The organism is Fodinibacter luteus (genome assembly GCF_039541575.1).
Taxonomy (GTDB): Bacteria; Actinomycetota; Actinomycetes; order Actinomycetales; family Dermatophilaceae; genus Fodinibacter; species Fodinibacter luteus.
On record NZ_BAABGM010000003.1, the window covers coordinates 132,960 to 158,549 of the forward strand.

The following is a 25,590-nucleotide window of genomic DNA, read 5'->3' on the forward strand; positions in this document are numbered from 1 at the left end:
TCACTCCTTGGGACTGGTGATCGTTCTCGTCGACGCTATCACCGGGGGCCGGTCCGACCAGGTGCTCCCCCAGGCAGCGTCCCGGGCAGCACGGTAGGCCATCGGGTCGCGTTTCGTGACGACCGCCCGCCGGACGGACCCGTCGGCGTGGCACACCTGCAGCTGGACGAGGCCCTTGCGCGTCACCGGGTGGCGCAGCACCCGCCCCGTCGCCGGCTGCACCGGCGCGCGCGACGCGACGACGTACGAGAACTTCTCGTCCTCGTGCCCGAGGCGCCCACCCTTGAGCCGCCGGTGCAGGGCCGTGCGGTCCAGGCGCACCGAGAAGTGACACCAGTCGCCGAGCGCCGCGACCGGGCACGGCCCGTCCTGGGGGCAGGGCGCGAGCACGTGCCACCCGGCGGCCGTGAGCCGGGAGCGCGCCGCGAGCACCGCCGCGAAGCCCCGGGGCGTCCCCGGCTCGACGACGAGCAGGAGCGCGGCGGCCGCCGTGGCCGCGGCGTCGACGACCGTGGCCTGCAGCGCGTCCGGGAGCTCGCCGAGCAGGTAGCTCACGACGGCCAGGTCCGCCTCGGGCACGACGGTGCCCGCCCGCAGGAGCGTGCGCGACCAGGTGGCCCGGGTGACGACCGGCGGGCCGTGGGCCGCGATCCGGCGCCCCAGCGCGAGGGCGTCGGCCGAGCCGTCGAGCACGGTCGCCGTGGCCAGTCCCGGGAAGGCCTCGGCCACCGCCCACGTCGCCGCACCGGTGCCACCGCCGACGTCGACGAGGGAGCGCACCGACACGTCGGGGGCCAGCTCGGTGGCGTGCCTCAGGGCCCGCCCGACGGCGGCGTGCGTCGCCGGCATCCGGTACGCCGCGTACGCGGCTGCGGTGCCGGGGTCGCGCAGCACCTGCTCCGCCGGCGGGGCTCCGCTGCGGTAGGACTCGATGAGGGATGCCGTCGCGCGGCGCAGCGTGTCGGCGGGCAGCCCGTCGAGCACCGCGTCGAGCGCGGGTGTCAGGAGCGTCGGCACACAGGTCATCCTCCTACGCTGGGGGGCACCGAACGAGGAGGACGCCGCGTGACCCGACGGGTGCTCGTCGTCGACGACGAGGTCGAGATCCGCGCTGTGCTGCGCGCCTACCTCGAGCACGACGGGTTCGCCGTCGCCGAGGCGGGTACCGGTGCCGAGGCGCTGCGCCGGGCGCTCGCCACCGACGGCACCGCGCCCGACGTCGTCCTGCTCGACATCGGGCTGCCCGACCTCGACGGCCTCGACGTCCTGCGCACGATCCGGCGCTCCTCCGACGTCTACGTCGTGCTCGTCACCGCGCGCGCCGACGAGGTCGACACCCTCGTCGGGCTCGGTGCCGGCGCCGACGACTACGTGACGAAGCCCTTCAGCCCCCGCGAGGTCGTCGCCCGCGTCGGCACCGTGATGCGGCGCTCGGCGTCGCGGGGCCCGGCCGCTGCGGTCGACGACCACGTGCTCCGCTTCGAGGGCCTCGCCCTCGACCCGCACCGGCGCGAGCTCGTCGCCGGTGGTGACGAGGTGCACCTGTCCACGCTCGAGTTCGACCTGCTCCGCGCGCTCGCCTCCTCCCCGGGGCGGGTGTTCTCGCGCGCCCAGCTGCTCGAGGAGGTCTGGGGCTACGACTTCTTCGGGGACGAGCGGGTCGTCGACGTGCACGTGCGCAGCCTGCGACGGGCGCTGGGTGACGACGCCACCGACCCGCGCGTCATCGGCACGGTGCGCGGCGTGGGCTACAAGTTCCTCCTCGACCCGATGGATGGTGCCCCGTGAACCGGCTCGCGGTGCGGCTCGTCCTCTCCCACGTGCTCGTCGCCGTGCTCGGTGGCCTCACGACCTTCCTCGTCGTGCGCGCCCTGACGCCCGAGCTGTTCGACCGGATGATGGGCCAGGGGCCGATGATGGGGCGCGGCGGCGGCGGGTCCCTGCGGGGCCAGGTGGCGGACGCCGTGACCCAGGCGCTCCTCGTCGGCACCGTCGTCGGCGTCGCCGCCGCGACCGGGTTCGGCGTGCTCGCGGCGGGGCGCCTCGTGCGTCCGCTGCGCCGACTCGGCGAGGCGACCCGCGAGATCGCGGCCGGCCGATACGACGTGCACGCCGTCCGGCCCCAGGAGCACGAGCTGGCCGTGCTCGCCGACGACGTCAACACCCTCGGCGCGGCCCTCGCCGAGACCGAGGCGCGGCGGGTCCGCCTCCTCGGCGAGGTCGCGCACGAGATGCGCACCCCGCTCACGGTCATCGACGGCTCGGTCGAGGGGATGATCGACGGCATCCTGCCCGCGACCCCGGAGCGGCTCGGGGTGGTGAGCGACGAGGTGCGCCGGCTCCGGCGCCTCTCCGACGACCTGTCGACCCTGTCGCGCACCGAGGAGGGGCGGCTCGGCCTCGTCCCCGTCCCGGCGGACCTGCGCGAGGTCGTCTCGGGTGCCGTCGAACGGCTGCGGCCGCAGGTCGAGGATGCCGGGCTCGCCCTCGGCGTGCGGATGCCGCCGCAGCCGGTCGTCGTCGTCGTCGACCCCGACCGGGTGGCGCAGGTCGTGCGCAACCTCGTCGGCAACGCCGTGCGGGCCACGCCGGCCGGGGGGCGCATCGACGTCGAGGTGGCCGTCGGCCCGCGCTCCGCGACGGTCGCCGTGCGCGACACCGGTGAGGGCCTGGCCCCCGAGGACCTCGAGCGGGTCTTCGAGCGCTTCTACCGCGTGCCGGACCGGCGCCGCGACGTGGCCGACACCGGGTCCGGCATCGGGCTGACGATCGCCCGCGGCATCCTGAGGGCCCACGGGGGCTCCCTCGACGCGCGGTCGCCGGGCCGTGGTGGCGGCGCCACGTTCACGGCCCGGCTACCCCTCGGGGAGGGCGCTCAGTCGTCGGTGTCGGTGTAGGGGCAGTCGCCCGTCCCGGGGCCGTTGCCGGACCCGGGGCTGCCGTTGCCCGGGCCGTTGCCCATGCCCTTGCCCTGGCCGTTGCGGCCGTTCATCATCCCCGGGGCGCCGTTGCGCGGCGTGCCGTTCGGAGTGGCGTCGGTGTCGCCCCACCGGCCACCGGTCCCCGTGCCGAGGTCACCGGCGACGGCGCGCTCGTAGGCGGCGAGGTGGTGCTTCGAGCCCTCGAGGAGGTGCCCGAGGACCACGTCGACGTCCGAGGGGAGGTCGTCGGCGATGCTCTTCTCGAGGTCGTCGATGTCCCGCTGCTCGAGCTCGACGCCCACGCGGTACGCCGCGTCGAGGGAGGTCCTGCCCTCCTCGAGCCAGCCGTCGTAGAGGTCCTGGACGGCCTCCACGGCGTAGCTGCCGGCGGCCTTCCCTGCCGAGGGGTCGGTCACGTCGTAGCGGTCGAGGAGGGTCCCGATCGCGTCGAAGTGCCGGTCCTCGCTGCGGGTGATGGTGCTGAAGGGGCGCGCCCCGTCGTACTCGGCGGCCAGTGCGGCGTAGAGGTCGCGGGCCATGCGCTCCTCCTCACGGGCGAAGGTGAGGGCGGTGGCCACGTCGCTGTCGGACGCGGCCGGGGTGGTCGTGGTGGCGCCGAAGGCGGAGCCGGCAGCGATGCCGCCTCCCAGGAGGGCTGCCACGCCCAGGACCGCGGCGCTCGTGCGGATCCTCGTCGTCATGATCGGCTCCTTGGTGCTGTTCGAAGGGATGGGTGGCCTCGGTGTCCACGTCCGAGGCAACCAACCCGGCGTGAAGCGACCCCAGCGGCCCGTGTGAAGCCTTCGTGAAGACCGCCGACGGGGCCGGGGACCGAGGTCGTCACCCGGGACCGGGACGCCGACCTCACCCGCGGTCCGGGATGAAGTGCGACCTGCCCGGTGTTCTCCCCGTGTCGCCGACGGTGCGGAATATACCCATGGGGGTATAGTGTTGACGTCGGCGGACCACCACCGACCACGAACGAGGAGTCTTCCCATGGCCACCGTCGCGCTGACCGCCGACACCTTCGAGCAGACCATCACGACGAGCGACATCGTCCTCGTCGACTGGTGGGCGGCCTGGTGCGGCCCGTGCCGCCAGTTCGCCCCGACCTACGAGAAGTCGAGCGAGAAGCACACCGACGTCGTCTTCGGAAAGGTCGACACCGAGGCCGAGCAGGCGCTCGCCGGTGCCGCCCAGATCACCTCGATCCCGACGATCATGGCCTTCCGCGAGGGCATCCTCGTCTTCCGCCAGGCGGGCGCGCTTCCGCCGGCCGGTCTCGAGCAGGTCATCGAGGGCATCAAGGGCCTGGACATGGCCGAGGTCCGCGCCCAGGTCGAGGCCCACCAGGCCGCCACGCAGCAGGCCTGAGTGGCTGCGGCGTCCGGCACCCCGCGGATACCCACCCCGGTATCCTCGGCCCGTCAGTCCCCATCGGCAGGAGGCCGCAGCATGGAGCTCAACCCCGACGAGATGCAGGCCGTCGTCAAGCGCCTCAAGCGGGCCCAGGGCCAGATCGGCGGCATCCTCAAGATGATCGACGAGGGCCGCGAGTGCCAGGACATCGTCACCCAGCTCGCCGCGGTCTCCAAGGCCCTGGACCGGGCCGGGTTCGCCGTCATCGCCCTCGGCCTGCGGCAGTGTATCGCCGACCCGGAGTCGCACGAGATGGACGTCGACTCCATGGAGAAGCTGTTCCTGTCCCTCGCGTGACGGCGCAGCCGTGACCATGGACGCGTCCGCCTGGGACGCCCGGTACGCCGCGGCCGACCTCGTGTGGTCCGCCGAGCCGAACGTGTGGGTCCGCGAGGTGTGCGGCCCGCTGCCACCCGGCCGCGCCCTCGACGTCGCGGCGGGCGAGGGCCGCAACGCCCTGTGGCTCGTCGAGCAGGGGTGGCGCGTCCTGGCCACCGACTACTCGCCGGTGGCCGTCGCGCGGATGGTCGACATCGCCGACCGCCGCCTCGGAGCCCGGCGCGCGGAGCTCACGGCCCGCGTCGCCGACGCGACCCTCCCGCCGCCCGTGGTGGACGGGACCGCGCCCGGTGGCACGGCATCCGACCTCGTCCTCCTCGTCTACCTCCACCTCCCGCGCGAGGAGTGGAGGGCCGCGCTCGCGGCGGCCGTCGGCGCCGCGGCTCCCGGGGGTGTCGTGCTCGTCGTCGCGCACGCGCTGCGCAACCTCCACGAGGGCGTCGGCGGTCCCCAGGACCCGGCCGTCCTGCTCGACCCCGGCGACGTCGTCGCCTCCGCGGCCGGCCTCCCGGTCGACGTCGACCTCGCCGAGCTGCGCGAGCGCCCGGTCGAGGGCGCGGACCGCCCCGCGCTCGACACGGTCGTGCTCTTCCGCCGACGTGCGTCTTGATACCCCCTGGGGTATACTTGTCGAGACGGTGTCACGACGACCTCCAGGAGAGACCGGACCATGTGCCGAGCAGTGAACTGCCGCAAGTGCGGGAAGACGACGTGGGCGGGCTGCGGCCAGCACGTCGACAGCGTGATGCGGGGCGTGCCCTCGAACGACCGCTGCAGGGGTCACGAAGGAGAGCCGAGCACCGGCTTCCTGTCCAAGCTCTTCGGTCGCTGACCGCCCCTCGAGCGACCCCGTCGCACCCGGGACCCCTCCACGGGTGCGACGGGGTCCTCGCGTGTCCGGGGTGCGTCAGGCGGGCACGGCGACGCCCGTGACGAACCAGCTCCACGGCTTCGCGGCGCCGCCCTGGATGAACCCGTCGTGGGTGAGCTCGACGCGGTAGCCCGCCTCCCGCATCAGCCCGGCGATGTCGCGGTCGACGTGGCAGCCGCCGGAGACCGGCCCCCACACGGGCTGGATCCGACGCTGCACGCCGGCGACCGCCCCGACCTGCGCCAAGGAGTGCTCGACGAAGCGCAGCGCTCCACCCGGTCGAAGCACCCGCCGGGCCTCGGTGAGCGCCTGCTCGACCTCGGGCACGGTGCACAGCGTCCACGTCGACACGACGGTGTCGACGGACGCGTCGGGCAGGGGCAGGCTCGCGCCGTCGAGCCCAACCCGCTCGACCGGCATCCCGGATGCCGTGACGCGCGGCTGCGCGCGCCCCCAGGCGACGTCGGCCGGCTCCACGGCGAGCACCCGGGTCACCGTCGGCGGGTAGAAGGGCAGGTTGCGCCCGGACGCGAAACCGATCTCGAGCACCTCGCCGGTGGCGCCGCCGCACACCGTCGTGCGCCACGGGCCCGCGGTGGCGTCGGCAAGCACCGCGTCGACGAGGCGCGGCAGGACCTGCTCGTCCCACCAGTGGAGCACACCCATGCGGCCAGTGTCGCTCAGTGGTCGCCCTTGAGGACCATCCGCATGATGCGCAGGTTGAAGACGGCGAAGCGGGTGGCTTGGTAGGGCAGGTTCCTGCGCAGCCGCAGCGTCCGCTCGGTCGGCAGCGGAGCGCCGGAGAGGTCGGCCACGGGGGGGTGCGCGTCGTCGGTCATCTGATCACTCCGGGATGAACTGCCAGCCGAGGCGGCCCTTGGCCTTGTGGATGAAGAGGTGGTGCAGCATGAGCTTGACCCAGTGCCCGCTCAGGCCGATCTCACCACGGGTGTCGCCGAGGTCGCGGCCGGTCGGGTAGCGCGAGTAGTCGGGCACGACCGGCATCATCGTCATCGCCGCGGCCGAACCGCGCCGCATGCCGGCCCCGGCGGAGGCCACGCACGCTGCTCCCATGTTCGCCATCGACGCCTCGTGGGCGGGCCGGTCGGACCCGTGCCTGATCCGGTCGACGATCGTCAGTGCCGCCGTCTTGCCCATGACCCCGGACGGCATCCCGGTGCGCGGGGGTGACGGGGCGATGACCGTGCCGTTCGGGCTCGTGCGCGGCCGCGAGATCTGGTGCGGGGGGGCGAAGGCGATGCCGACGGCGAAGATGTTGTCGTGCCCCGGGGCCAGGTAGGTGCGGGGCCAGTCCTCGCCGCGCCACTGCTCGTACGGCTTGGGCGTGTAGTCGGCATCGACCCGCATGAAGCCGCTCGGCGCGAACAGCTGCGCGGTGATGTCGGTGCCGTCGCGGTCGTAGGCCTGCAGGGGCACGCCGCCGAACGGGGGCAGCAGCATGCCGAAGTCGAAGGGCAGCTCGTGAATCTCGCCGTCGAGGGTCTCGTAGTGCACGACCCCGGGCTCGACCCGGTGCACGTGCGCCCCGAGGATCGCCTCCACCCCCCGCTCGCGGTACAGGCTCGAGGTCCACAGCTGCGAGGTGGTCTGGAAGCCGTGCTCGGCGAACGTCATCCCGTCGACGCCGAAGTCGCCGAGCTGGGCCTCGTTCGTGAGGTAGACGAGGCGCGCGAGGTCGCGCACCCCCGCCTCCCGCAGCTCGTGGTCGACGTTGAAGACGTACTCGAAGGCGGCGCCCTCGCACGTGCAGGTGCCGTGTCCCATGCCGACGACGAGGGTCTGCCGCTCGCCGGCCCGGAGGCGATCGATGGTCTCGCGGAGCCGGGCCGAGGCCTCGACCGCGTGGTCGGCGGTGCACACCGAGACGGTGTGGCCACCGTCGGGTCCGAGCCCGGGGGTCATCGCGAACCTCAGCTGGGGGCCGGTCGCGTTGACGAGGAAGTCGTAGCGCAGTCGCTCCTCCTCGCCGGCCCGCCCAGGGCTCGTGTGGACGATGTCGACCGCGCCCCGGGGGCTCTCGGCATCCCCGTCGGGGCGGATCGCGACCGCCTTGGCCTGCCGGAAGGTGATCCCCTTGCGGGAGTACACCGGTGCGAGGGGGAAGACGACGTCCTTCTTGCCCATCTTCCCGACGCCGACCCAGATGTTGCTCGGGATCCAGTTCCACTGGGAGTTCGGTGACACGACGGTCACGGTGTTGCCCCGGGGGAGCAGGCGGCTCAGGTGGAGTGCGGCGGTGTGCCCGGCGACCCCGGCCCCGAGGACGACGACGTCGGCCATGGCGTCTCCTTCGACGTGGGTGCGGCTACCCTCGACTGTATACCCATGGGGGTATGGCGCGCCTGTGGTGGTGGTCACGGCGCCGCTCTGCGGGGCCGCTCAGCGGGAGGGGTCGACGAGGAGGATCCCGCGCGAGGGGGTCGACCCCATCGCGACGAGGGCCGCCCCGGTCTCCTCGAGGCCGAGCGGCTCCCCGGGTGCGAGGAGGTCGTCGAGCGCCAGCCGGCCGCTGACGACGTCGCCGAGCAGGGCCGGGTAGTCGGCGGCGGCCATGCCGTGGCTGCCGAGCACGTCGAGCTCCCAGCCGATGACCCGCTCCATGGGCACGTCGGCGCGCCCCGCGGCCGGCGGGAGGAGCCCCACCTGGACGTGCCGCCCCCTCCGGGCGAGGGCGAGGATGCCGGTCCGGCACGCCTCGGGGGACCCGAGCGCGTCGATGCTCACGTCGGTGCCGCCCGCGGACCAGTGGGTCACCGCGGCCACGACCCGGTCCGGGCCGATCGAGGCGTCGACGACCTCGTCGGCGCCGTGGAAGAGGGCCCGGTCGAGGGACTGCGCCGAGATGTCGACGGCGCACACCCGGGCCCCGCGGCTGCGGGCCACCGCCACCGCCGCGAGGCCGACGCCCCCGGCCCCGATGACGACGATGCTCTCACCCGGCGCCACCGCGGCCCGCGCGACGACGGCGCGGTACGCGGTGGCGACCCGGCAGCCCAGGCCGGCCGCGAGCCTCGGGTCGAGCCCGTCGGGCAGCGCGACGAGGTTGGTCCGCGCCGCCTGGACGACGACGAGCTCGGCGAAGGAGCCAGGGTCGGTGAAGCCGGGCTGGCGCTGGTGGGGGCAGACCTGTCCGGCACCCTTGCGGCAGACCTGGCACGTACCGCACGCCATGACGAAGGGGGCCGTGACCGGGCGACCCCGCCACGCGGCATCCACTCCCTCGCCGACCGCCTCGACGACGCCGGCGAACTCGTGGCCGGGCACGTGCGGGAACGTCGTGATGTCGCCGTCGTGCCCCATCCAGCCGTGCCAGTCGCTGCGGCACAGGCCGCTCGCGACGACGCGAACGACGGCGCCACCGGGCGGCGCGGTGGGGTCGGGGACGGAGGCGACCACGGGGGTGGCGCCGAACGCGGCATACGTCAGGGCTCGCACGCGCCCAGCCTGCCACCCGCCGCGAGCCCTTCATGACGGCATCGTCCGCCGAGGCCACTGCCACGCAACCCTTGGGAGAACTGCTTTCACCGCGAAAGGAACTCCTTCCGGGGCGAGAGCAGTTCCGCCGAGGCCACTCTCACGCAACCCTCGGGAACTGCTTTCACCGCGAAAGGAACTCCTTCCGCGATGAGAGCACTGTCGGGCGGTGATCGTCCCGGGCCGCGACCTGGACCGGACGGCCCGGGACAGGTCGGCCAGGACGTGGGTCAGGACTTGTGGGTCAGGACTCGTGACCCCGGACCTCGTGGCCCCGGACCTCGTGGGCCCGGACCTCGTGGCTCAGGACGGGTGGGTCCGGATCCGTGGGTCAGGACGCCGTCGCGTGGGCTCGCTCCCAGGCCCCGTAGCCGCCGAGGATGTCGGAGACGTCCGCGAAGCCCTTGGCCCGCAGCAGGCTCGAGGCGACGCTGCTGCGCCACCCGCCCGCGCAGTACGTGACGACCGGACGCTTCGGGTCGAGCTCGCCGGCGCGGCGGGCCAGCTCGGCGAGCGGGATGTGCACCGCACCGGGGACCCCGCCGTCGGCGAGCTCACCGGCGTTGCGGATGTCGACGACCTGCACCTTGTCGCGCGAGAACGCCCCGTCGGCCTCGGCCACGGTGAGCCGGCTGGCGTGCGCCACGTCGTCCTCGTGGGCGAGGAAGTAGGCCTCGGGGTCGGCGACGTAGCCGATGACATGGTCGAAGCCGATCCGGGCGAACCGGGTCGCGACCTCCTGCTCGACGCCCTCGGGGGCGATGACGACGACCTGCTGGTCCGGGGAGAACACCATGCCGACCGTCTCGGCCATCCGGCCGTCGGCGGGCACGTTGACCGACCCGAGCAGGTGCGCCGCCGCGAACTCCTGCACGTCGCGGGCGTCGTGGACGACGGCCCCCGCGGCCAGGGCCGCCTCGACCTGCTCGGTCGTGAGGGCCGGCACGGCGGCGTCGAGGTCGCGCACGCCGCGCTCCTGCTTGTTGAGCGTCGCGTTGTAGAGGAAGTACGCGGGGGCGCTCGGCTGGCCCTCGGTCACGACGGCGAGGAACTCCTCCTCGGTCATCGGCTGGCAGGCGTAGTTGAACGCGCGCTGCTCGCCGATCGTCGACTGGGTCTCGGTCGAGAGGTTCTTGCCGCAGGCGGAGCCCGCGCCGTGGGCGGGGAAGACGCGCACGGCATCCGGCAGGCCCATGAGCCGGTGCTGGATCGAGTCGTAGAGCATCCGGCCGAGCTCGTCGGCCGTGACACCGACCGACGCGAGCAGGTCGGGGCGGCCGACGTCGCCGATGAAGAGCGCGTCGCCGGTGAGGACGCCGTAGGCCACCTCGTCGTCGGCGTGCTCGAACACGAGCAGCGAGATCGACTCCGGGGTGTGGCCGGGGGTGGCCATGACCTGCAGGGTGACGTCACCGAGCGAGATGCGCTCGCCGTCGGCGAGGTGGCGCACCGGGAAGTCGGCGACCGCGGCCTCGCCGTAGCCGATCCAGGCTCCGGTCTCGCGGGCCAGCTCGAGGTGGCCGGACACGAAGTCGGCGTGGAAGTGGGTGTTGACGACCCCGACGATGGTCAGGCCCTTGGCCCGGGCGTCGTCGAGGTACTCCGCGACGTCGCGGCGCGGGTCGACGACGACGGCCTGGCCGGTGACCTCGTCGGCGACGAGGTAGGAGGCCTGCGAGAGGCAGTCGAGGTAGTACTGGGTGAAGATCACGGATCCTCCAGGAGGCGTCGGACGGCTTGGTCGAGATGCTCAACGTATACCCTAGGGGGTATATTTCCACCGAGCAAGCCGACCGACTCCTCCCCCACGACCGACCAGGAGAGCCCCATGACGCACCGCCCGACCGCCCTCGCCCTCGTCGCCGCCCTCGCCGCGGCCGCGCTGGCCCTCGCCGGCTGCTCCGGTGCCGGGTCGGAGGCCTCGGTGACCGCCGCCCCCACCGCCGCCACCGCACCCGCGAGCGGCGCCGAGCTCGACGCCGCCGCGTTCGCCGCTGCACTCAAGCGCCCGGGCACGACGGTGCTCGACGTGCGCACCCCCGCCGAGTTCGCCGAGGGCCACCTGCCCGGTGCGGTCAACATCGACGTCTCCTCGCCCGACTTCGCGGCGCAGGTCGCAACCCTCGACCCCGCTGCGCCGTACGCGGTCTACTGCCGCTCGGGCAACCGCTCGGCGGCGGCGCTCGCCACCATGGCCGGGCAGGGCTTCACGGGCGCCTACCACCTCGGCGGCGGCATCGGCGCCTGGCAGAGCGCCGGCGGCGAGGTCGTCACCGGCTGACACCCGTCCGGGTCACGGTTGGGACACGACCCGCCGAACCGCTGGACGTCGCCGCCGCGCCTGTGACCAGAATGGGGCGTGGTGGATGGGAGCGCTCCCACGGAGCGTGCTGCGGTCGGGCCCACGGCCCCGCCCACCCGTCCCGACCCGTCTGGCACCCGTGCCGCGGCCGTCCGGGAACCCGGCCCCGGCACGGGAGCCAGACGGTCCCCCACGATCGAGGAGGTCGCCCGCCGCGCGGGCGTCGGCCGGGGCACGGCATCCCGGGTCGTCAACGGCTCGCCGCAGGTCTCCGAGGCGACGCGCGACGCCGTGCTGCGCGCCGTCGCCGAGCTCGGCTACGTGCCGAACCGGGCGGCCCGGTCCCTCGTGACCCGCCGCACCGACACCGTCGCCCTCGTCGTCTCCGAGTCGGGTGACCGGGTCTTCGGGGAGCCCTACTTCGCCGCTGTCGTGCGCGGCATCGGCGAGCGGATCGCCCGCTCGCACGTCCAGCTCGTCCTGACGATGGCGGGTAGCCGGCGCGACCGCGAGCGGGTCGCCACGTACCTCACCGACCAGTACGTCGACGGTGCCCTCATGCTCTCCCTCCACGCGCCCGACGACCTGCCCGACCTCGTCGAGTCGGGCGGCGTCCCCACCGTCTGCGGGGGGCGTGCGGCCGGCGCGTCCCCGCGGTGCGTCGTCGACGTGGACAACCGGTCCGGCGGACGGGCGGCCGTCGCGCACCTGCTCGCGACCGGCCGCCGTCGCGTCGCGGTGCTCACCGGGCCGCAGGACATGTCGTCGGGTCGTGACCGGCTCGCCGGCGCGCGGGATGCCGTCTCGGATGCCGGTCTGCCACCCGAGGCCCTCCTCGTCGAGCCGGGGGACTACAGCGAGGCGAGCGGCGAGTACGCGATGCGGCGGGTGCTGCGGTTCGGGCCACCCCCCGACGCGGTCTTCGCGGCGTCGGACCTCATGGCCGTGGGCGCCATGCGCGTGCTGCGCGAGGCCGGGCTGCGGGTGCCCGACGACGTCGCGGTCGTCGGGTTCGACGACTCTCCCGTGGCCCGGCACACCGAGCCCGCGCTCACGAGCGTGCACCAGCCGGTCGAGGAGATGGGCCGGGTCATGGCGGACCTGCTGCTCGCCAGGATCTCCGGGGAGGACGTCCCCGCACGAACCGTGCTGCCGACCCGGCTCGTCGTGCGGGCTACCGCCTAGCCGCGACGAGGTTCGCCGCCGGTGTCGTCGGGCACGACGATCCCCGCGAGTGCGAGGCGACGCAGCACGCGCTCGGGGAGCCGCCCGGGCTCCACCTCGTGCGCGAGGACACCACGCACGGCGCCGCGGTCCGCGTCGGGCACCGCGACGCGGGCCACCCGGGTCACGAGCGTGCCCCCCTCCCACCGTGCAGCGAGCCCCTCCCTGACCCGCCACCCGTGCAGGCCGGTCCGCTCGCCGGCCGCGTGCTGCGCCAGGACCCCCAGCGGCGCGGCCCGCTCGGCCGCCCGGGCACGGCCCGCGAGGAGGCGGGCGAGCTCCTCGTCGGGCACGGCGTCCAGGGCTGCGACGACCGCGGCCCGGGCCGCGCCCCGCCGGTCGGCCGTCGTCCCCGCGTCGAGCACGTCGACGCCCACGGGGAGCGAGGCGCGCACGGCCGGGTCCGCGTCGAGGTGCGTCGCCGCCGCCCGAAGCAGGTCGTCGACGAGGTGGCGCACCGTCCACGGGTGGACCCCGAAGGTGAGGTGCGTGCTCACCTCTTCCGTTGCGGTGGCCGAGTGGAGCCACCCGCGGGGCAGGTAGAGGCAGTCGCCGGGGCGCAGCGTGGCGTCGATGACCGGCTCGGCAGTGGCGGCGGCGGCGACGGCCTCTCGTCGGTCGGTCCAGGGTTGGGTGCGCAGCGGGGCGTCGAGCACGGGGGGACGTACCTGCCAGTGCTTCTCACCCGTGACCTGGACGACCATGACGTCGTGGACGTCGTAGTGGTCGTCGAAACCCCGGTTCGCGGGTGGCGTGACGTACGCGTTGACCTGGACGGGGTGCCCGAGGTCGGCCGCGAGCTCGCGGGCGCTGGCGCCGACCGGGCCCCAGGTGCGGTGCAGGGCCTGCAGGACGATCGTGGCGCCGGCGGCGAACTCGCGCAGGACCTTGTCCTCGCTCACCTGGTCCCCGATGGTGGCGCCGACGCCGCCGCCGAGCGTGTAGGCGGACGCGTCGAGGGTCGCCCCGGCGCGGGCCATCCGGAGGAAGGGCGTGCGCAGGGCGCGGGAGGAGAGGAGCTCGTCGACCGCGTCCGGGCCGAACCCGTGCGTCGGTGGCGGGAGGTCGTCGGCCCGGCTCAGCAGGGGCGCCCGCCCCCAGTGGTCGCGGGAGAACACCTCGCGGGGGACCGTCGCGAAGGCAGCCAGCCCACGACCGGCGCGCCGGGCGCCGGTCGCCGGCTCGGCCCCCGGTGACGTCACGACGTGGCGTCCGCCCCGCCGTCGGCGCCACCGTCCTGCGCGCCGGCGGTGCCGGCGTCGCCCGCCCCGCTGTCGGCGGGGCCTTCCGCGGCACCGTCGGCGCCGCCGTCGCTGTGCTCGGGAACGGTGGTGTCGCCGGCGCCGCTGTCGGCCGGGCCCTCGACCGAGGTGTCCCCGCGGCCCGGCAGTCCGCCCGCCCCGCCGTCCGCCCCTCCGTCGTGCTCGCCGGGGAGGCCCTGACCGGCCCCGCTGTCCGCCGGTCCTTCGGCGTGGCCCAGCTTGCCCGCGCCGTCGTCCAGCTGCTCGTCCATGGGGAAGTCGCTCATGTCGGGACCTTTCAGTGGGGCGGCCGCCGGTGCGCGCCGCGGACCCCTCATGCAAGCAGCGCCGACGGGGTGCGCGGGGCTTTGCGCGCAGGCGGAGCGAACCCCCGGCCACCCCCGGACCGCAGCGACCCGACCGGCGCAGTGCCGGCATCCGTCCGCGCCTGCGAGCCGACCGGCGCAGTGCCGGAATCCGTCTGGCCCCTGCGACCCGTCGACGGCGCCGTCGGGGCCGTTCGGCGCCAGCGCCCGCGCGCTGGTCGCACCGGCACCCGGGGCGGCGCTCGCCGGCTCGTCGCCGGTGCCACGATGACCGCATGGCCCTCGACGTCGAGCTGTCCGAGACGCGCGAGTTCCTCGCGCAGCACGAGCCCTTCGACGCGTTGCCCGCCGGCGTGCTCGACCGGCTCCCGGCCGGCCTCACCGTCGAGTACTTCCGCCGGGGCACCCGGCTCATCGAGCGCGGTCGGGACAACCACCACCTCTACGTGCTGCGCTCGGGGGCCGCCGACGTCCACGACACCCAGGGCAGCCTCGTCGAGCGCGGCGGCGAGGGCGCCTGCTTCGGCTCGATCACCCTGACCCAGGGCAACCCGTCGACGTTCGACGTCACCGCCATCGAGGACTGCCTCGCCCTCCTCCTGCCCGCCGAGGACTTCCACCGCCTGTGCACGGACCACCCCGCGTTCGCGGCGTTCTTCGACGCCCAGCGCGCGAGCCGGATGAGCGGCGCCGTCGCCTCGCTCCAGCTGTCGACGACCGGGAGCGCCATCCTCAAGACCCATGTGCGCGAGCTCGTCGGGCGCGAGCCGATCGGCGTCGACGGCGCCGCGACGGTGCGCGAGGCGGCGCAGGTCATGTCCCGCAAGGGGGTCTCCGCCCTCCTCGTCATGGAGGGTGAACGGCTCGCCGGCATCCTCACCGACCGCGACCTGCGCACCCGCGTGCTCGCCGCGGGCGTCGACCCCGGCATCCGGGTCAGCGAGGTGATGACCGCCGACCCGGTGACGGGGGACGTCGACGCCCTCGCGTTCGAGGTGCTCCTCGAGATGGTCGGGCGGCACATCCACCACCTGCCGATCATTGACGCCCACGACCGCCCGGTCGGGCTCGTGACGACGACCGACCTGCTCCGGCTCGAGCAGTCCAACCCCGTCTACCTCGCCGGCGACATCGCGAAGCAGCCGGACGTCGACGGGGTCGCGCGCGTCTCGAGCCGGCTGCCGCAGGTCGTGCTCAGCCTCGTGGAGCAGGACGCCTCGGCCGACGACATCGGCCGGGTCGTCACCGCGGTGGGGGATGCCGTGGAGCGGCGCCTCCTCGCGCTCGCCGAGGCGGACCTCGGCCCCGCCCCCGTGCCCTACTGCTGGGTGGCGCTCGGGTCGCGCGCCCGGCTCGAACAGGCCCTGGCCGCCGACCAGGACACGGCCATCCTCATCGACGACGCCGTGCAGCCCGAGCACGCGGGCTGGTTCGAGGCCCTCGCCGGGCGCGTCACTGCCGACCTCGTCGCCTGCGGCTACCCGCGGTGCACGGGAGACGTCATGGCGACCAACCCTCGCTGGCGCCAGCCCCTGGCGCAGTGGCGGCGCGAGTTCTCGACGTGGCTGACCGAGCCGGTGCCCGACGCGATCCTCGGGGCGAGCATCTTCTTCGACATGCGGGCCGTCCACGGCGACGCCTCGCTCCACGCGCGCCTCCAGCGCCACGTCCTCGCGACCGCGCCCGGGGCGCGCCTCTTCCTCGCGCACCTCGCGAAGCAGGCCACCGCGAACGAGCCCCCGCTCGGCTTCTTCCGCGGCTTCGTCCTCGAGAAGGCCGGCAGCCACAGGCACACCCTCGACATCAAGCGCGGGGGCATCGGGGCGGTCGTCGAGCTCGCCCGGGTCCACGCCCTGTCGACCGGCAGCCCCGCGGTCAACACCCGGTCGCGCATCGAGGCGGCGCGCGAGGCCGGCATCCTCGGTGACGACAAGGCCGCCGACCTGCGCGACGCGTTCGAGTTCATCTCCTACGTCCGGCTGCGCCACCAGGCGGCCCAGGTGCGACGCGGCGACCTCCCCGACAACCACGTGTCCCCCGACGACCTCTCGAGCTTCGACAAGCGGCACCTGCGGGAGGCCTTCTCCATCGTGCGCCACGCGCAGTCCACGCTCGCCCACCGGTTCCCGATGCACTACATCTCGTGAGCCTGTTCCGCCGCAGCCCCGACGAGCGCCGCGTCCGGGCCCTGCGCGACGCGCCGCCGGGGCCGTTGCGCGACTACCTCTCGGTGCCCCTGCCCGCCCCGTCCGTGCCGCTCGGGCAGCTGCGCCTGCTCGCCGTCGACATCGAGACGACCGGCCTGGACCCGGGCACCGACCGCATCCTGTCGATCGGGTACGTCCCCGTCGACGGGGGGTCGGTCGTGCTCGGTGGCGCCGGGCGGGCCGTCGTGCGTGGCGGGGCCGGCGCCGCGGGGGAGGACGGGGTGGGCCGCAGCGCGACGGTGCACGGCCTCACCGACGACACCCTCGCCGGGGGCGAGCCGCTCGAGGATGCCGTCGCCGACCTCCTGCGCGCCCTCACCGGCCGCGCGCTCCTCGCGCACTTCGCCCGCATCGAGACCGGCTTCCTCTCCGCCGCGTGCGAACGGCTGTGGGGGGTCGGGATGCCGTGCGCCGTCGTCGACACCCTCGCCCTCGAGGAGCGGGCGGTCGCCGGCCGGTGGCGGCACGAGGCCCCCCGCGGGGCGCTGCGGCTGTGGAGTGCCCGGGAGCGGCACGGGCTGCCGGTCTACCGTGCCCACGAGGCGCTCACCGATGCCCTCGCGTGCGCCGAGCTCTACCTCGCGCAGCGGGCCGAGCTGGAGGCGGGCTCGCCGGGGACGACACTGACCCTCCGCCAGGTCATGGCGTGAGGGTCAGGGAGGGTGCCGCGCCGCCCGCGTGAGGGCGGGTCGGGGCCGGGGTGGCCTCAGAACATGCGCGGCGCGCGGCTCTGCGCGAGGAGGTAGAGCTCGTGGGACTCGCGCACGAGGTCGCGGTCGACGTGCTCGGACCGGCCGCTGCCGTGCCGGCGGTTCGTGTGCAGGGCCGAGGCGAGGGAGCGGACCTTGTCGAGGGAGTAGGTGGCGATGTTCATACCCCCATCCTGCGCCGCTCCACTATTCAGCACAACGCGACTTTGCTTAGTTGTCGTGCAGTTCCACTTAACATTGGAGCATGCTCGACCCACACCGACTCCGCGTCTTCCGGTCCGTCGTCGCGAGCGGCTCCGTCCAGGCCGCCGCGGACAACCTCGGCCTCACCTCGTCGGCCGTGAGCCAGCACCTGTCCGCCCTCCAGCGCGAGACCGGCCTCACCCTGTTCCACCGAGCCGGCCGGGGCATCGTGCCCACCGAGGCCGCGCTCGTCCTCGACGCCCGCACCGACGACGCCATGAGCCGGTGGGACCAGCTCGACCAGGTCGTCGCCGACCTGCGCGACGGCCGCTCGGGGCGGCTGTCGATCGGGTACTTCGCGTCCGCCGGCGCCGTGTGGATGCCCTCGCTCGTCCAGCGCCTCAGGAAGGAGTTCCCGGACCTCGTGCTCGACCTCGTGCTCACCGAGGTCGAGCAGCACGGCCCCGCCCCGGACATCGACCTCGTCATCGACCCGCCGGACCACCCGTTGCCCGGCGGCTACCGGCGCACCGAGCTCACCGAGGACCCGTTCGTCGCGATCGTGCCGCGGGGGCACCACCTCGCCGAGCGGGGCTCGGTCGCCCTGGCCGAGCTGCGCGGCGAGACGTGGGTGAGCAACGACTATCCCCGCTCGGCCGGGCACCGGCTCGTCGTCGCCGCGTGCAGCGCGGCCGGCTTCCGGCCGCGCTTCACCGTGCAGGCCCAGGACCACCACACGGCGATCGGGTTCGTCGGGGCGGGCATCGGGGTGTCGGTCCTGCCGGGCCTGGCCGCCCGCAGCCTCCCCGCGACCGTCGTGCGGCTGACGCTCGAGGCCCCGGCGCCGGTGCGCCACCTCGCGGCGGTCGTCCGGGACCTCGGTGCACCCCACCCGGCGGCCGAGCGGGCGGTCGCTCTGCTCACCGACCTCATCCACCACCCGAGCGCCAGGATCCGTCGCGCCGTCCCGGGGTGACCCCGGAGCCGGGCGGCGAGCGAGGCACCCCGACGCCCCAGCCCCCTGACCTCGTGCGACCTGTGCGCGGTTCCACCCACCTGCCCCTGCGAGAACCGCGTGTAAGCCGCACGAGGTCGGGTGAGGTGGGCGCCCGGCCGGTGGCACGGCATCCGGCGACCGCACGCCTACCGGTCGAGCCGGGCGGCGAGGTCGGGCGGCACGACCGAGTCGGGGTCGCGCAGGCGCCCGACCGCTGCGGACACCCCGACGATGCTCGCGTACAGCCCGGGGCACGTCGGGCACGCGGCGAGGTGCCCCTCGAGGAGCGCGCGCTCGCGTGGCTCGAGCTCGTCGTCGAGGTAGTCCCCGACGAGTGACCGGGCCTCCCAGCAGCGCATGGGCACTCCCTTCATGGCGCGCCGACGGTCGTCGTCGTCCGCGAGCAGGCTGACGAGCAGCGCCCGGCCGCGACGCAGCCGCTGCTTGGCGGCAGGCACCCCGATGCCGTGCACCGCCGCGATCTCGGCCGAGGTGAGCCCCTGCATGTCGTGCAGGACGACCGCCGAGCGCAGGATGACGGGCACGTGGACGAGCGCGTCGCGCAGCCGGTCGCGGACCTCCGCCCGGGCCAGCACGACCTCGGGGTCGACGGTGTACGCGTCGTCGCGCCAGGCCGCCTCGACCCGGGCGAGCAGCTCCTCGTCCGGGGTGGGCTCGGGCGCGCGCCGCCGCACCGTGTCGAGGAAACGGCGGTGCATGATCCGGTGCAGCCAGGTCGCCGGCGAGCTGTCGCCGCGGAACGTGTCGCCCCGCGCGAGCGCCCGCTCGACCGTGTCCTGGACGAGGTCGTCCGCCGCGGCCGGGTCCCGGGTGAGGTGGACGGCATACCGGACGAGGCCCGGCAGCTCGGCGGCGAGGACATCCGGGTCGAGGGCCATGCGTCGACTGTAGGTCCGGCCGTCGCGCCGCTCAGCGACGGGCGGGGCACGTACTCAACCCGAGCACGCGGTAGAGCGGGCAGAACCCCGTGACGGCGGTGACGGCCAGCACGGCGGCCAGGACGAGCAGGAGGATCCCGGCGACGGTCGTGAAGCCGGCGACGAACGCGCCGACCACGGCGGCGAGGGCGAGCACGAGGCGGATCACCTTGTCGGTGGAGCCGACGTTGGCGGTCATGGCTGGTCTCCTTCGGTGGGCGACCCCCGGTCGGGGCCGGTCACTCCTTGGACGCGCATCCCCCGCCGAGGGATACATCGCCCCGTGAACGAGCCCTCCCGGCGGACCGGCGGGTCACGGGGTGGTGACGCGGTCGCCGTCCGGTGCCACGGCACCTCGCCCGCCGGTGCTCGGCCCACGCGTCCCCGGGGCTGGGGCGGCGGATGCCGGGGACGCACCTCCCAGCGCCCCCGACCGGAGCCGCTCGGCGAGGCGGACCCCCTCGACGTCGAGGTCGGGCAGGACCCGGTCGAGCCACCTCGGGAGGTACCAGGCCCGGTCGCCGAGGAGGTGCATGAGCGCGGGGGTGAGCGTCATCCGCACGAGGACGGCGTCGAGGAGCACCCCGACGGCGAGCCCGAAGCCCATCGGGCGCACCATCGCCAGGTGCGAGAAGGCGAAGCCGAGGAAGACCGACGTCATGATGACCGCCGCGGCCGTGACGACCTTGGCGCCGTGGACGAAGCCGCTGCGCACCGCGGTGCGGGCGTCCTCGCCGTGCGAGCGGGCCTCGTGCATGCCGGAGACGAGGAACATCTGGTAGTCCATCGCCAGGCCGAAGAGCACGCCGATGAGGATGATCGGCATGACCGAGAGCAGCGGCCCGGGTTGGTTGACGCCGAGGTAGTCGCCGAACCAGCCCCACTGGTGCACGGCGACGGTCGCGCCGAACGCGGCCGCGATCGACAGCAGGAAGCCACCGGTCGCGATGAGCGGGACGACGACCGACCGGAACACGAGCACGAGGATGAGCAGCGAGAGCCCGACGACGACCGCGAGATAGCCCGGCAGGGCGGCCGCGAGCCGTTCGGAGACCTCGATGTTCGCGACCGTCTGGCCGGTGAACCCGAGCTGGATGCCGTCGTGGCGCTCGAGCCGGCTTGCCGCGAGCTGGACGCGGTGGAAGGTCTCGGCGGTCTCGGGGTCGGCCGGTCCGGTCGTCGGCACGACCTGGAAGGCGAGGGTGGCCCGGTCGGGGCTCACCCCGAAGGGCACGACGCTGCGCACCCCCTCGACGTCCTTGAGGTCGGTCGCGATGCGGGCCTGCGCGTCGAGCAGGGAGGCGTCGTCGGTGGGGCGCTGCTCCTCGGGCAGCGTCGTCACGGCGACGATCGGCCCGTTGACGCCGGGTCCGAACTGCTCGCCGACCGTCCTGTACGTCGCGTAGGCGCTGGAGCCGCTCGGCTCGCTGCCGCCGTCCGGGAGGCCGAGCTGGATCTGCGTCGCCGGGATCGCCAGCACGCCGAGCACCCCGACGACGGCCAGCACGGTGAGCCACGGGTGGGTCGTCACGAGCCGGACGTACCACCCGCCGTGCTCCTCGTCGCGCCCGTCGTCGGCGACCTCACGGCTCGCGGCGTCACCCGGGGTGGCGAACCCGGCGACGTTCCAGGCCCGACGCGAGACGACGCGCACACCCATGAGCCGCAGGACCGCAGGGCTCACGGTGACCGCGACGAGGACCGTGACGAAGACGGTGGCGGCCGCGACGAGACCCATCTCGGCGAGGATCGGCAGGCCGGACAGCACGAGCGCGGTGAGCGCGATGACGACCGTGGCGCCGGCGAACACGACGGCGCTGCCGGCCGTGCCGACGGCGCGGGCGATCGACTCGACGAGCTCCTGGCCGTGGAGCAGCGAGGCCCGGTGCTTGTTGACGATGAAGAGGGAGTAGTCGATGCCGACCGCGAGCCCGAGCATGAGTGCCAGGGCAGGGGTCATCTGGTTGAGCTCGGTGAACGCCGTGAAGGCCATGGCGCCACCGAGGCCCACGCCGACGCCGAGGAGGGCGACGAGCAGGGGGAGCCCCGCGGCGACGAGGCTGCCGAGCACGACGACGAGGACGATGAGGGCGACGGTCAGGCCGATGACCTCACCGGGGCCGACGAGGGCGGTGTCCTGGGTGATCTCGACGCTGTACGTCGCGGTGACGCCGGCGGCGGCGAGGGCGGCTGCGGCGCGCTCCGGGATGAGGGCGCGGTCCTCGACGGAGACCGCCTGGGCGTCGACGTCGAACTGCACCTGGGCGACGGCGGTGCGGCCGTCCTCGCTGACCAGTCGGGTGCCCTCGGTGGCGCGGTTGACCGCCGCCCCGTCCTCGTACTGCGCGCGCCCGGCGGCGAGCTCGGCCTCGCCCCTGGCCAGCTCGGCCCTGGCGGCCTCGATCTTCGGTCGCCCGGCCTCGATCTGCGCGCGCGCGGCGGAGATGGCCGGGTCGTCCGGGTTGTTCTCCACGAGCAGGTCGAGGAACCACTCTCCCGAGCTCAGCTGACCCTCGGCGTCGCGGAGCTGGGCGCGGCCCTCGTCGAGGGTCGCCCGGCCCTCCTCGAGACGGGCCCGGGCGTCGGCGAGCTGCTCTGCGCCGGCGTCGAGCTCGTCCTGGGCCTGGAACGGGTTGATGACCCGCTTGACGCCGGGCACGTCGGTCCACGTCGCGAAGACCTCCTCGACCTGGGCCCGCTGCGCCTCGGTGAAGGGCACGTCGTCGCTCGTCAGGACCACCGTCCCGAAGCCGCCCGAGGCCTCGGGGATCTCCTCGCCCAGCTGCTGGCGCACCGTCTCGAACTCCGCTCCGGGGATGGTGAACCCGTTCCCGAGCGGCGTGCTCACGGTGGCGGCGAGGACGCCGACCCCGGTGAGCAGGACGAGCCAGGTCGCGAGGGTGCGCCACGCGTGCGTCGCGCACCAGCGGCCGAGGCGGTAGAGGACTGTGGACATGGGGTCCTTCTCGGTGCGGGGCGGGGCGGGGCGGGCCGCGGGCGGGTTCGAGGGCGGGAGGCGGGTTCGGGGCGGGAGGGCGAGGTCTGGGGCGGGTGGCCGCGGGTCAGGGACGGCCGGAGTCGAGGCCGGTCCGGAGGTGGCCGAGGGTGACGGCGAGGGCGGCGCGCAGCGAGGGGTGGTCGGCCGCGCCGCCGTCCCGCGCCCCACGGGCCCAGACCCGGAAGGCCGCCTCGGCGGCCCCGACGAGCGTCGAGGCGTACGTGGCGACGAACAGGTCGCCGGACCCGGGCGGCAGGCGCTGGCGCAGCCAGTCCTCGAGCCAGTCGAGCCACGCGTGCACCTCGACGAGGATGAGCCCGCGGGCGTGCGGGGAGGACTCGCCGGCGGCGGCGATCACGGCGATGCGCTCGACGAGCTCGACGTCGCCGGGGTCGCTCACGACCGCGAGCGCGCTGTCGAGCACGTCCTCGCCGGCCGGGCGGGCCTCGAGGCGCTCGCCGACGGAGACGAAGAACTCCGCGATGCTCGCCGTGAGGACCGACTCGACGGACGGGAAGTAGTTGAAGAACGTGCGCCGCGAGACGCCGGCGCGGTCGGCGACGGCCTCCGCGGTCACGGCGTCGAACCCGACGTCGCGCACGAGGGAGTAGGCGGCACCGGCGAGCATGCTGTGGGTCTCGGCGCGCTTGCGGCTGCGCAGCGAGCACCCGTCGGACGGGAGGGGACTGCGCGCGGCCACCCGTCCACGGTAGGTCGCACCTGCACGGGCGTGCAAATCTGCACAGGGATGCACCCGCAACCTTCGACGGTCGGTGCGTGAGACCCTGAGCCCATGGCTGAGCGCACGACACCGGGGCCGCGCGAGGAGGCGCTGCTGCGCCGCATCCGCGAGTCCGTCATCGGCGAGGACCACGTCATGACCACCCCCTACGGACGGCGACGGGTCACGTACGCCGACTACACGGCATCCGGTCGGGCCCTGACCTTCATCGAGGACTTCATCCGCGACGAGGTGCTGCCCGGCTACGCCAACACCCACACCGAGTCGAGCGGCACCGGGCTGCAGACGACGCGGCTGCGCGAGGACGCCCGGCGGATCATCCGCGATGCCGTGCACGGCGACGACGAGACCGTGGTCGTCTTCGCCGGGTCGGGGTGCACGGGGGCCATCGACAAGCTCATCGGCGTGCTCGGGCTGCGCATCCCGTCGGCGCTCGAGGACCGGTGGCACCTGTCCGACCGGATCCCGGCCGAGCAGCGGCCGGTCGTCTTCATCGGCCCCTACGAGCACCACTCGAACGAGATCCCGTGGCGCGAGTCGATCGCCGACGTCGTGACGATCCGCGAGGACGCCGACGGCGGGGTGTGCCAGGACGACCTGCGGCGCCGGCTCGAGGAGTACGCCGAGCGGCCGCTGCGGATCGGCTCGTTCAGCGCCGCGTCGAACGTCACCGGCATCGTCTCCGACACCCACGGCGTCTCGGCCCTGCTCCACGAGCACGGCGCGCTCGCGTTCTGGGACTTCGCGGCGGCGGCGCCCTACGTCGACATCGAGATGGCGGCGCCCGAGGACGGTGACCCGCTGGCCTACAAGGACGCGATCTTCCTCTCGCCGCACAAGTTCATCGGCGGCCCGGCGACCCCCGGCGTGCTCGTCGCCCGGCGCGAGCTGTTCACCAACCGGGTGCCGGTCGTGCCGGGCGGGGGCACGGTGGCGTACGTCAACCCCGAGGACCACGCCTACGTCACCGACCCGGCCCACCGCGAGGAGGGTGGCACCCCGGCGATCATCGAGGCCGTCCGGGCGGGGCTCGTCTTCCAGCTCAAGGAGGCGGTCGGCGTCGAGACGATCCGGGCGCACGAGGAGCGGCTGCTCTCGCGGGCCGTCGCGGCGTGGCGCGAGGAGCCGGCGATCGAGGTGCTCGGCAACCTCGAGGCGCCGCGGCTGTCGATCGTCTCGTTCGTCGTCCGCGCCCCCTCGGGCCACTGGCTGCACCACAACTTCGTCGTCGCCGTGCTCAACGACCTCTTCGGCGTCCAGTCCCGCGGTGGGTGCTCGTGCGCCGGGCCCTACGGCCACCGGCTGCTCGGCATCGACCTCGAGCGCAGCCACGAGTTCGAGCGCGAGATCACCGGCGGGTGCGAGGGCATCAAGCCCGGCTGGGTGCGGGTCAACTTCAACTACTTCATCTCCGACACCGTCGCCGACTACGTCATCGAGGCCGTGCGGCTCGTCGCCCGCGACGGGTGGCGGCTGCTCGGCGACTACGTGTTCGACCCGCTGACCGGGCGCTGGCGCCACCGCGACGGGGTCGTCGAGCCGCCGATCCGCCTCGACGACGTCCACTACGCCGACGACGGCTCGATGGTCGTCCCGCGGGCTGACGCGCGTGGCGGTGAGGAGCTGCTCGCCGAGCACCTGCGCGACGGCGCGGCGATCCTCGCCGCCGCGACCCCGCCCGACCTGGGCTCGCACGCGGCCGGGCTGTCGGCGGACTTCGAGCACCTGCGGTGGTTCGACCTGCCGACCGGCGCACTGGGGTCGTGACGGCCGGGGTGGGTGCCGGAAGCGGGTCGGATGCCGTGAGCGGTGGCGGGAGCAGGCCGGATGCCGGGAGCAGGCCGGATGCCGGGAGCGGTGGCGGAAGCGGGTCGGATGCCGGGAGCGGTGGCGGCACCCGGCATCCGGTGCTGCCGGTCGGCGACCCGGTGCCCGACTGGCAGGCGCGTCCCTGGCCGTCGGGAGCCACGCTGCGCGGCCGGACCGCGGTGCTCGAGCCGTTGCACGCCCGGCACGTCGAGGACCTGACCGCGGCGTGGGCCGGCACCGACGACGCGCACTGGACCTACCTGCCGATGGAGCGGCCGGACGGTCGGGCCGCGGTGGGGGACGTCGTCGCGGCAATGGTCGAGGACCCCGGCACGGTCGCGTACGCGGTGATCGTCTCGGGCCGCGCCTGCGGCGTCCTGTCGCTCATGCGGATCGACCCGGACCACGGCGTGGTCGAGGTGGGCGCCGTCGTCTTCGGCACCCCGCTCGTGAGGACGATCGCGTCGACGGAGGCGCACCGGCTCGTGCTGGGCCACGTGTTCGACGACCTCGGCTACCGGCGTGTGGAGTGGAAGTGCGACGCGCTCAACGCCCCGTCGCGGGCGGCGGCACTGCGGCTCGGCTACACGTTCGAGGGCGTCTTCCGGCAGGCGGTCGTCACCAAGGGGCGCAACCGTGACACGGCGTGGTTCTCGGTGGTCGACGTCGAGTGGCCGCGGGTGCGGGCCCGGCTGGATGCCTGGCTCGACCCGGCGAACGTCGACGCCGCGGGCCGTCAGCGCCGGCCGCTCGGCGAGATGCCGCGAACCCTGGCCGAGCCACGCCCGTGACAAGGACCGGGCGAATCCGAGATGCCGCGAACCCTGGCCGAGCCACGCCCGGGACAAGGGTCGGGGGAACCGGGGTG

27 protein-coding genes are annotated in these 25,590 nt (G+C 74.5%); 13 read left to right on the forward strand and 14 right to left on the reverse strand.

Annotation, left to right across the window (positions count from 1 at the left end; translation table 11 throughout):
- Positions 1-1,017 (reverse strand): small ribosomal subunit Rsm22 family protein, encoded by a 1,017-nt coding sequence (locus tag ABD899_RS03170; RefSeq protein ID WP_345202195.1) that lies wholly within the window; start codon positions 1,015-1,017, stop codon positions 1-3.
- 48 nt (positions 1,018-1,065) lie between these two features.
- Between ABD899_RS03170 and ABD899_RS03175 the strand changes: the two genes are divergently transcribed.
- Positions 1,066-1,788: a response regulator transcription factor gene (locus tag ABD899_RS03175; RefSeq protein WP_345202197.1), complete on the forward strand. Its 723-nt coding sequence runs from the start codon at positions 1,066-1,068 to the stop codon at positions 1,786-1,788.
- Positions 1,785-2,897 carry a sensor histidine kinase gene (locus ABD899_RS03180; RefSeq protein ID WP_345202198.1) on the forward strand — a complete coding sequence of 371 codons (1,113 nt, stop codon included), beginning with the start codon at positions 1,785-1,787 and terminating at the stop codon, positions 2,895-2,897. Before ABD899_RS03175 ends, ABD899_RS03180 begins: the two co-directional genes overlap by 4 nt.
- Here ABD899_RS03180 and ABD899_RS03185 read toward each other — a convergent pair.
- Entirely contained in the window at positions 2,876-3,622 is a 747-nt protein-coding gene (locus tag ABD899_RS03185; protein ID WP_345202200.1) for a DUF2202 domain-containing protein, read from the reverse strand. The genes ABD899_RS03180 and ABD899_RS03185 overlap by 22 nt on opposite strands.
- 295 nt (positions 3,623-3,917) lie before the next feature.
- Here ABD899_RS03185 and trxA point away from each other — a divergent pair, with 295 nt between their 5' ends.
- From trxA to ABD899_RS19015, 4 genes are all read left to right on the forward strand, one after another.
- Positions 3,918-4,295, forward strand: coding sequence for a thioredoxin (trxA, locus tag ABD899_RS03190; protein ID WP_345202202.1), 378 nt, complete (start codon positions 3,918-3,920; stop codon positions 4,293-4,295).
- An 81-nt stretch (positions 4,296-4,376) separates the two neighbouring features.
- Positions 4,377-4,637: a metal-sensitive transcriptional regulator gene (locus ABD899_RS03195; protein ID WP_345202204.1), complete on the forward strand. Its 261-nt coding sequence runs from the start codon at positions 4,377-4,379 to the stop codon at positions 4,635-4,637.
- A 16-nt stretch (positions 4,638-4,653) separates the two neighbouring features.
- Complete coding sequence (locus ABD899_RS03200) at positions 4,654-5,289, forward strand: class I SAM-dependent methyltransferase (protein WP_345202704.1); 636 nt, start codon at positions 4,654-4,656, stop codon at positions 5,287-5,289.
- 60 nt (positions 5,290-5,349) lie between these two features.
- Positions 5,350-5,511 (forward strand): hypothetical protein, encoded by a 162-nt coding sequence (locus tag ABD899_RS19015; protein WP_487249864.1) that lies wholly within the window; start codon positions 5,350-5,352, stop codon positions 5,509-5,511.
- A gap of 75 nt (positions 5,512-5,586) precedes the next feature.
- On the opposite strand, the gene ABD899_RS03205 is transcribed toward ABD899_RS19015, so the two are convergent.
- From ABD899_RS03205 to ABD899_RS03225, 5 genes are all read right to left on the reverse strand, one after another.
- Positions 5,587-6,216: a class I SAM-dependent methyltransferase gene (locus tag ABD899_RS03205; protein ID WP_345202205.1), complete on the reverse strand. Its 630-nt coding sequence runs from the start codon at positions 6,214-6,216 to the stop codon at positions 5,587-5,589.
- A 14-nt stretch (positions 6,217-6,230) separates the two neighbouring features.
- Positions 6,231-6,389 carry a hypothetical protein gene (locus ABD899_RS03210; RefSeq protein ID WP_345202206.1) on the reverse strand — a complete coding sequence of 53 codons (159 nt, stop codon included), beginning with the start codon at positions 6,387-6,389 and terminating at the stop codon, positions 6,231-6,233.
- A gap of 4 nt (positions 6,390-6,393) precedes the next feature.
- On the reverse strand, positions 6,394-7,851 hold the full coding sequence (locus tag ABD899_RS03215; RefSeq protein ID WP_345202208.1) for an NAD(P)/FAD-dependent oxidoreductase: 1,458 nt from the start codon (positions 7,849-7,851) through the stop codon (positions 6,394-6,396).
- A 99-nt stretch (positions 7,852-7,950) separates the two neighbouring features.
- The gene (locus ABD899_RS03220; RefSeq protein WP_345202211.1) at positions 7,951-9,006 is read right to left on the reverse strand and encodes an alcohol dehydrogenase catalytic domain-containing protein; all 1,056 of its coding nucleotides are present in this window, start codon (positions 9,004-9,006) and stop codon (positions 7,951-7,953) included.
- A 370-nt stretch (positions 9,007-9,376) separates the two neighbouring features.
- Positions 9,377-10,756 carry an MBL fold metallo-hydrolase gene (locus ABD899_RS03225; protein ID WP_345202212.1) on the reverse strand — a complete coding sequence of 460 codons (1,380 nt, stop codon included), beginning with the start codon at positions 10,754-10,756 and terminating at the stop codon, positions 9,377-9,379.
- Positions 10,757-10,873: 117 nt separating this feature from the next.
- On the opposite strand from ABD899_RS03225, the gene ABD899_RS03230 reads away from it, so the two are divergent.
- Together ABD899_RS03230 and ABD899_RS03235 are read left to right on the forward strand one after the other, a co-directional pair.
- Entirely contained in the window at positions 10,874-11,326 is a 453-nt protein-coding gene (locus ABD899_RS03230) for a rhodanese-like domain-containing protein (protein WP_345202215.1), read from the forward strand.
- A gap of 78 nt (positions 11,327-11,404) precedes the next feature.
- On the forward strand, positions 11,405-12,532 hold the full coding sequence (locus ABD899_RS03235; protein WP_345202217.1) for a LacI family DNA-binding transcriptional regulator: 1,128 nt from the start codon (positions 11,405-11,407) through the stop codon (positions 12,530-12,532).
- Here ABD899_RS03235 and ABD899_RS03240 read toward each other — a convergent pair.
- Positions 12,529-13,773 (reverse strand): cupin domain-containing protein, encoded by a 1,245-nt coding sequence (locus ABD899_RS03240; protein WP_345202220.1) that lies wholly within the window; start codon positions 13,771-13,773, stop codon positions 12,529-12,531. The genes ABD899_RS03235 and ABD899_RS03240 overlap by 4 nt on opposite strands.
- The gene (locus ABD899_RS03245; protein ID WP_345202222.1) at positions 13,770-14,099 is read right to left on the reverse strand and encodes a hypothetical protein; all 330 of its coding nucleotides are present in this window, start codon (positions 14,097-14,099) and stop codon (positions 13,770-13,772) included. Before ABD899_RS03245 ends, ABD899_RS03240 begins: the two co-directional genes overlap by 4 nt.
- A gap of 314 nt (positions 14,100-14,413) precedes the next feature.
- Here ABD899_RS03245 and ABD899_RS03250 point away from each other — a divergent pair, with 314 nt between their 5' ends.
- On the forward strand, positions 14,414-16,285 hold the full coding sequence (locus ABD899_RS03250) for a putative nucleotidyltransferase substrate binding domain-containing protein (protein WP_345202225.1): 1,872 nt from the start codon (positions 14,414-14,416) through the stop codon (positions 16,283-16,285).
- On the forward strand, positions 16,282-16,995 hold the full coding sequence (locus tag ABD899_RS03255) for an exonuclease domain-containing protein (protein ID WP_345202228.1): 714 nt from the start codon (positions 16,282-16,284) through the stop codon (positions 16,993-16,995). Before ABD899_RS03250 ends, ABD899_RS03255 begins: the two co-directional genes overlap by 4 nt.
- Before the next feature lie 56 nt (positions 16,996-17,051).
- Here the strand turns inward: ABD899_RS03255 and ABD899_RS03260 are convergent, their stop codons facing one another.
- Entirely contained in the window at positions 17,052-17,219 is a 168-nt protein-coding gene (locus tag ABD899_RS03260) for a hypothetical protein (RefSeq protein WP_345202229.1), read from the reverse strand.
- 80 nt (positions 17,220-17,299) lie between these two features.
- Between ABD899_RS03260 and ABD899_RS03265 the strand changes: the two genes are divergently transcribed.
- Positions 17,300-18,214: a LysR family transcriptional regulator gene (locus ABD899_RS03265; RefSeq protein WP_345202232.1), complete on the forward strand. Its 915-nt coding sequence runs from the start codon at positions 17,300-17,302 to the stop codon at positions 18,212-18,214.
- 167 nt (positions 18,215-18,381) lie between these two features.
- Here the strand turns inward: ABD899_RS03265 and ABD899_RS03270 are convergent, their stop codons facing one another.
- The 4 genes from ABD899_RS03270 to ABD899_RS03285 all read right to left on the reverse strand — a co-directional run bounded on the left by ABD899_RS03270 (position 18,382) and on the right by ABD899_RS03285 (position 22,871).
- A complete protein-coding gene (locus ABD899_RS03270) occupies positions 18,382-19,134 on the reverse strand; it encodes a sigma-70 family RNA polymerase sigma factor (RefSeq protein ID WP_345202233.1) in 753 nt (250 codons plus the stop codon).
- Between the two features lie 31 nt (positions 19,135-19,165).
- A complete protein-coding gene (locus ABD899_RS03275) occupies positions 19,166-19,372 on the reverse strand; it encodes a YgaP family membrane protein (protein ID WP_345202235.1) in 207 nt (68 codons plus the stop codon).
- Positions 19,373-19,486: 114 nt separating this feature from the next.
- Positions 19,487-22,129: an MMPL family transporter gene (locus ABD899_RS03280; RefSeq protein ID WP_345202238.1), complete on the reverse strand. Its 2,643-nt coding sequence runs from the start codon at positions 22,127-22,129 to the stop codon at positions 19,487-19,489.
- A 106-nt stretch (positions 22,130-22,235) separates the two neighbouring features.
- Positions 22,236-22,871 (reverse strand): TetR family transcriptional regulator, encoded by a 636-nt coding sequence (locus tag ABD899_RS03285; RefSeq protein WP_345202241.1) that lies wholly within the window; start codon positions 22,869-22,871, stop codon positions 22,236-22,238.
- A gap of 93 nt (positions 22,872-22,964) precedes the next feature.
- Between ABD899_RS03285 and ABD899_RS03290 the strand changes: the two genes are divergently transcribed.
- Both ABD899_RS03290 and ABD899_RS03295 read left to right on the forward strand, forming a co-directional pair.
- The gene (locus ABD899_RS03290) at positions 22,965-24,680 is read left to right on the forward strand and encodes an aminotransferase class V-fold PLP-dependent enzyme (RefSeq protein WP_345202242.1); all 1,716 of its coding nucleotides are present in this window, start codon (positions 22,965-22,967) and stop codon (positions 24,678-24,680) included.
- Entirely contained in the window at positions 24,677-25,513 is an 837-nt protein-coding gene (locus ABD899_RS03295; RefSeq protein ID WP_345202245.1) for a GNAT family N-acetyltransferase, read from the forward strand. The genes ABD899_RS03290 and ABD899_RS03295 overlap by 4 nt, the downstream gene beginning before the upstream one ends.
- Positions 25,514-25,590 lie beyond the last annotated feature (77 nt).

Bases quoted from the DNA above. Each gene is read 5' to 3' on its own strand.
- ABD899_RS03250 (WP_345202225.1), top strand. From the start codon at position 14,414: ATGGCCCTCGACGTCGAGCTGTCCGAGACGCGCGAGTTCCTCGCGCAG.
- ABD899_RS03210 (WP_345202206.1), bottom strand. From the start codon at position 6,389: ATGACCGACGACGCGCACCCCCCCGTGGCCGACCTCTCCGGCGCTCCG.
- ABD899_RS03260 (WP_345202229.1), bottom strand. From the start codon at position 17,219: ATGAACATCGCCACCTACTCCCTCGACAAGGTCCGCTCCCTCGCCTCG.
- ABD899_RS03195 (WP_345202204.1), top strand. From the start codon at position 4,377: ATGGAGCTCAACCCCGACGAGATGCAGGCCGTCGTCAAGCGCCTCAAG.
- ABD899_RS03230 (WP_345202215.1), top strand. From the start codon at position 10,874: ATGACGCACCGCCCGACCGCCCTCGCCCTCGTCGCCGCCCTCGCCGCG.
- ABD899_RS03200 (WP_345202704.1), top strand. From the start codon at position 4,654: ATGGACGCGTCCGCCTGGGACGCCCGGTACGCCGCGGCCGACCTCGTG.
- ABD899_RS03270 (WP_345202233.1), bottom strand. From the start codon at position 19,134: ATGGCCCTCGACCCGGATGTCCTCGCCGCCGAGCTGCCGGGCCTCGTC.
- ABD899_RS03280 (WP_345202238.1), bottom strand. From the start codon at position 22,129: ATGTCCACAGTCCTCTACCGCCTCGGCCGCTGGTGCGCGACGCACGCG.
- ABD899_RS03215 (WP_345202208.1), bottom strand. From the start codon at position 7,851: ATGGCCGACGTCGTCGTCCTCGGGGCCGGGGTCGCCGGGCACACCGCC.
- trxA (WP_345202202.1), top strand. From the start codon at position 3,918: ATGGCCACCGTCGCGCTGACCGCCGACACCTTCGAGCAGACCATCACG.
- ABD899_RS03185 (WP_345202200.1), bottom strand. From the start codon at position 3,622: ATGACGACGAGGATCCGCACGAGCGCCGCGGTCCTGGGCGTGGCAGCC.
- ABD899_RS03290 (WP_345202242.1), top strand. From the start codon at position 22,965: ATGGCTGAGCGCACGACACCGGGGCCGCGCGAGGAGGCGCTGCTGCGC.
- ABD899_RS03205 (WP_345202205.1), bottom strand. From the start codon at position 6,216: ATGGGTGTGCTCCACTGGTGGGACGAGCAGGTCCTGCCGCGCCTCGTC.
- ABD899_RS03275 (WP_345202235.1), bottom strand. From the start codon at position 19,372: ATGACCGCCAACGTCGGCTCCACCGACAAGGTGATCCGCCTCGTGCTC.
- ABD899_RS03245 (WP_345202222.1), bottom strand. From the start codon at position 14,099: ATGAGCGACTTCCCCATGGACGAGCAGCTGGACGACGGCGCGGGCAAG.
- ABD899_RS19015 (WP_487249864.1), top strand. From the start codon at position 5,350: ATGTGCCGAGCAGTGAACTGCCGCAAGTGCGGGAAGACGACGTGGGCG.
- ABD899_RS03265 (WP_345202232.1), top strand. From the start codon at position 17,300: ATGCTCGACCCACACCGACTCCGCGTCTTCCGGTCCGTCGTCGCGAGC.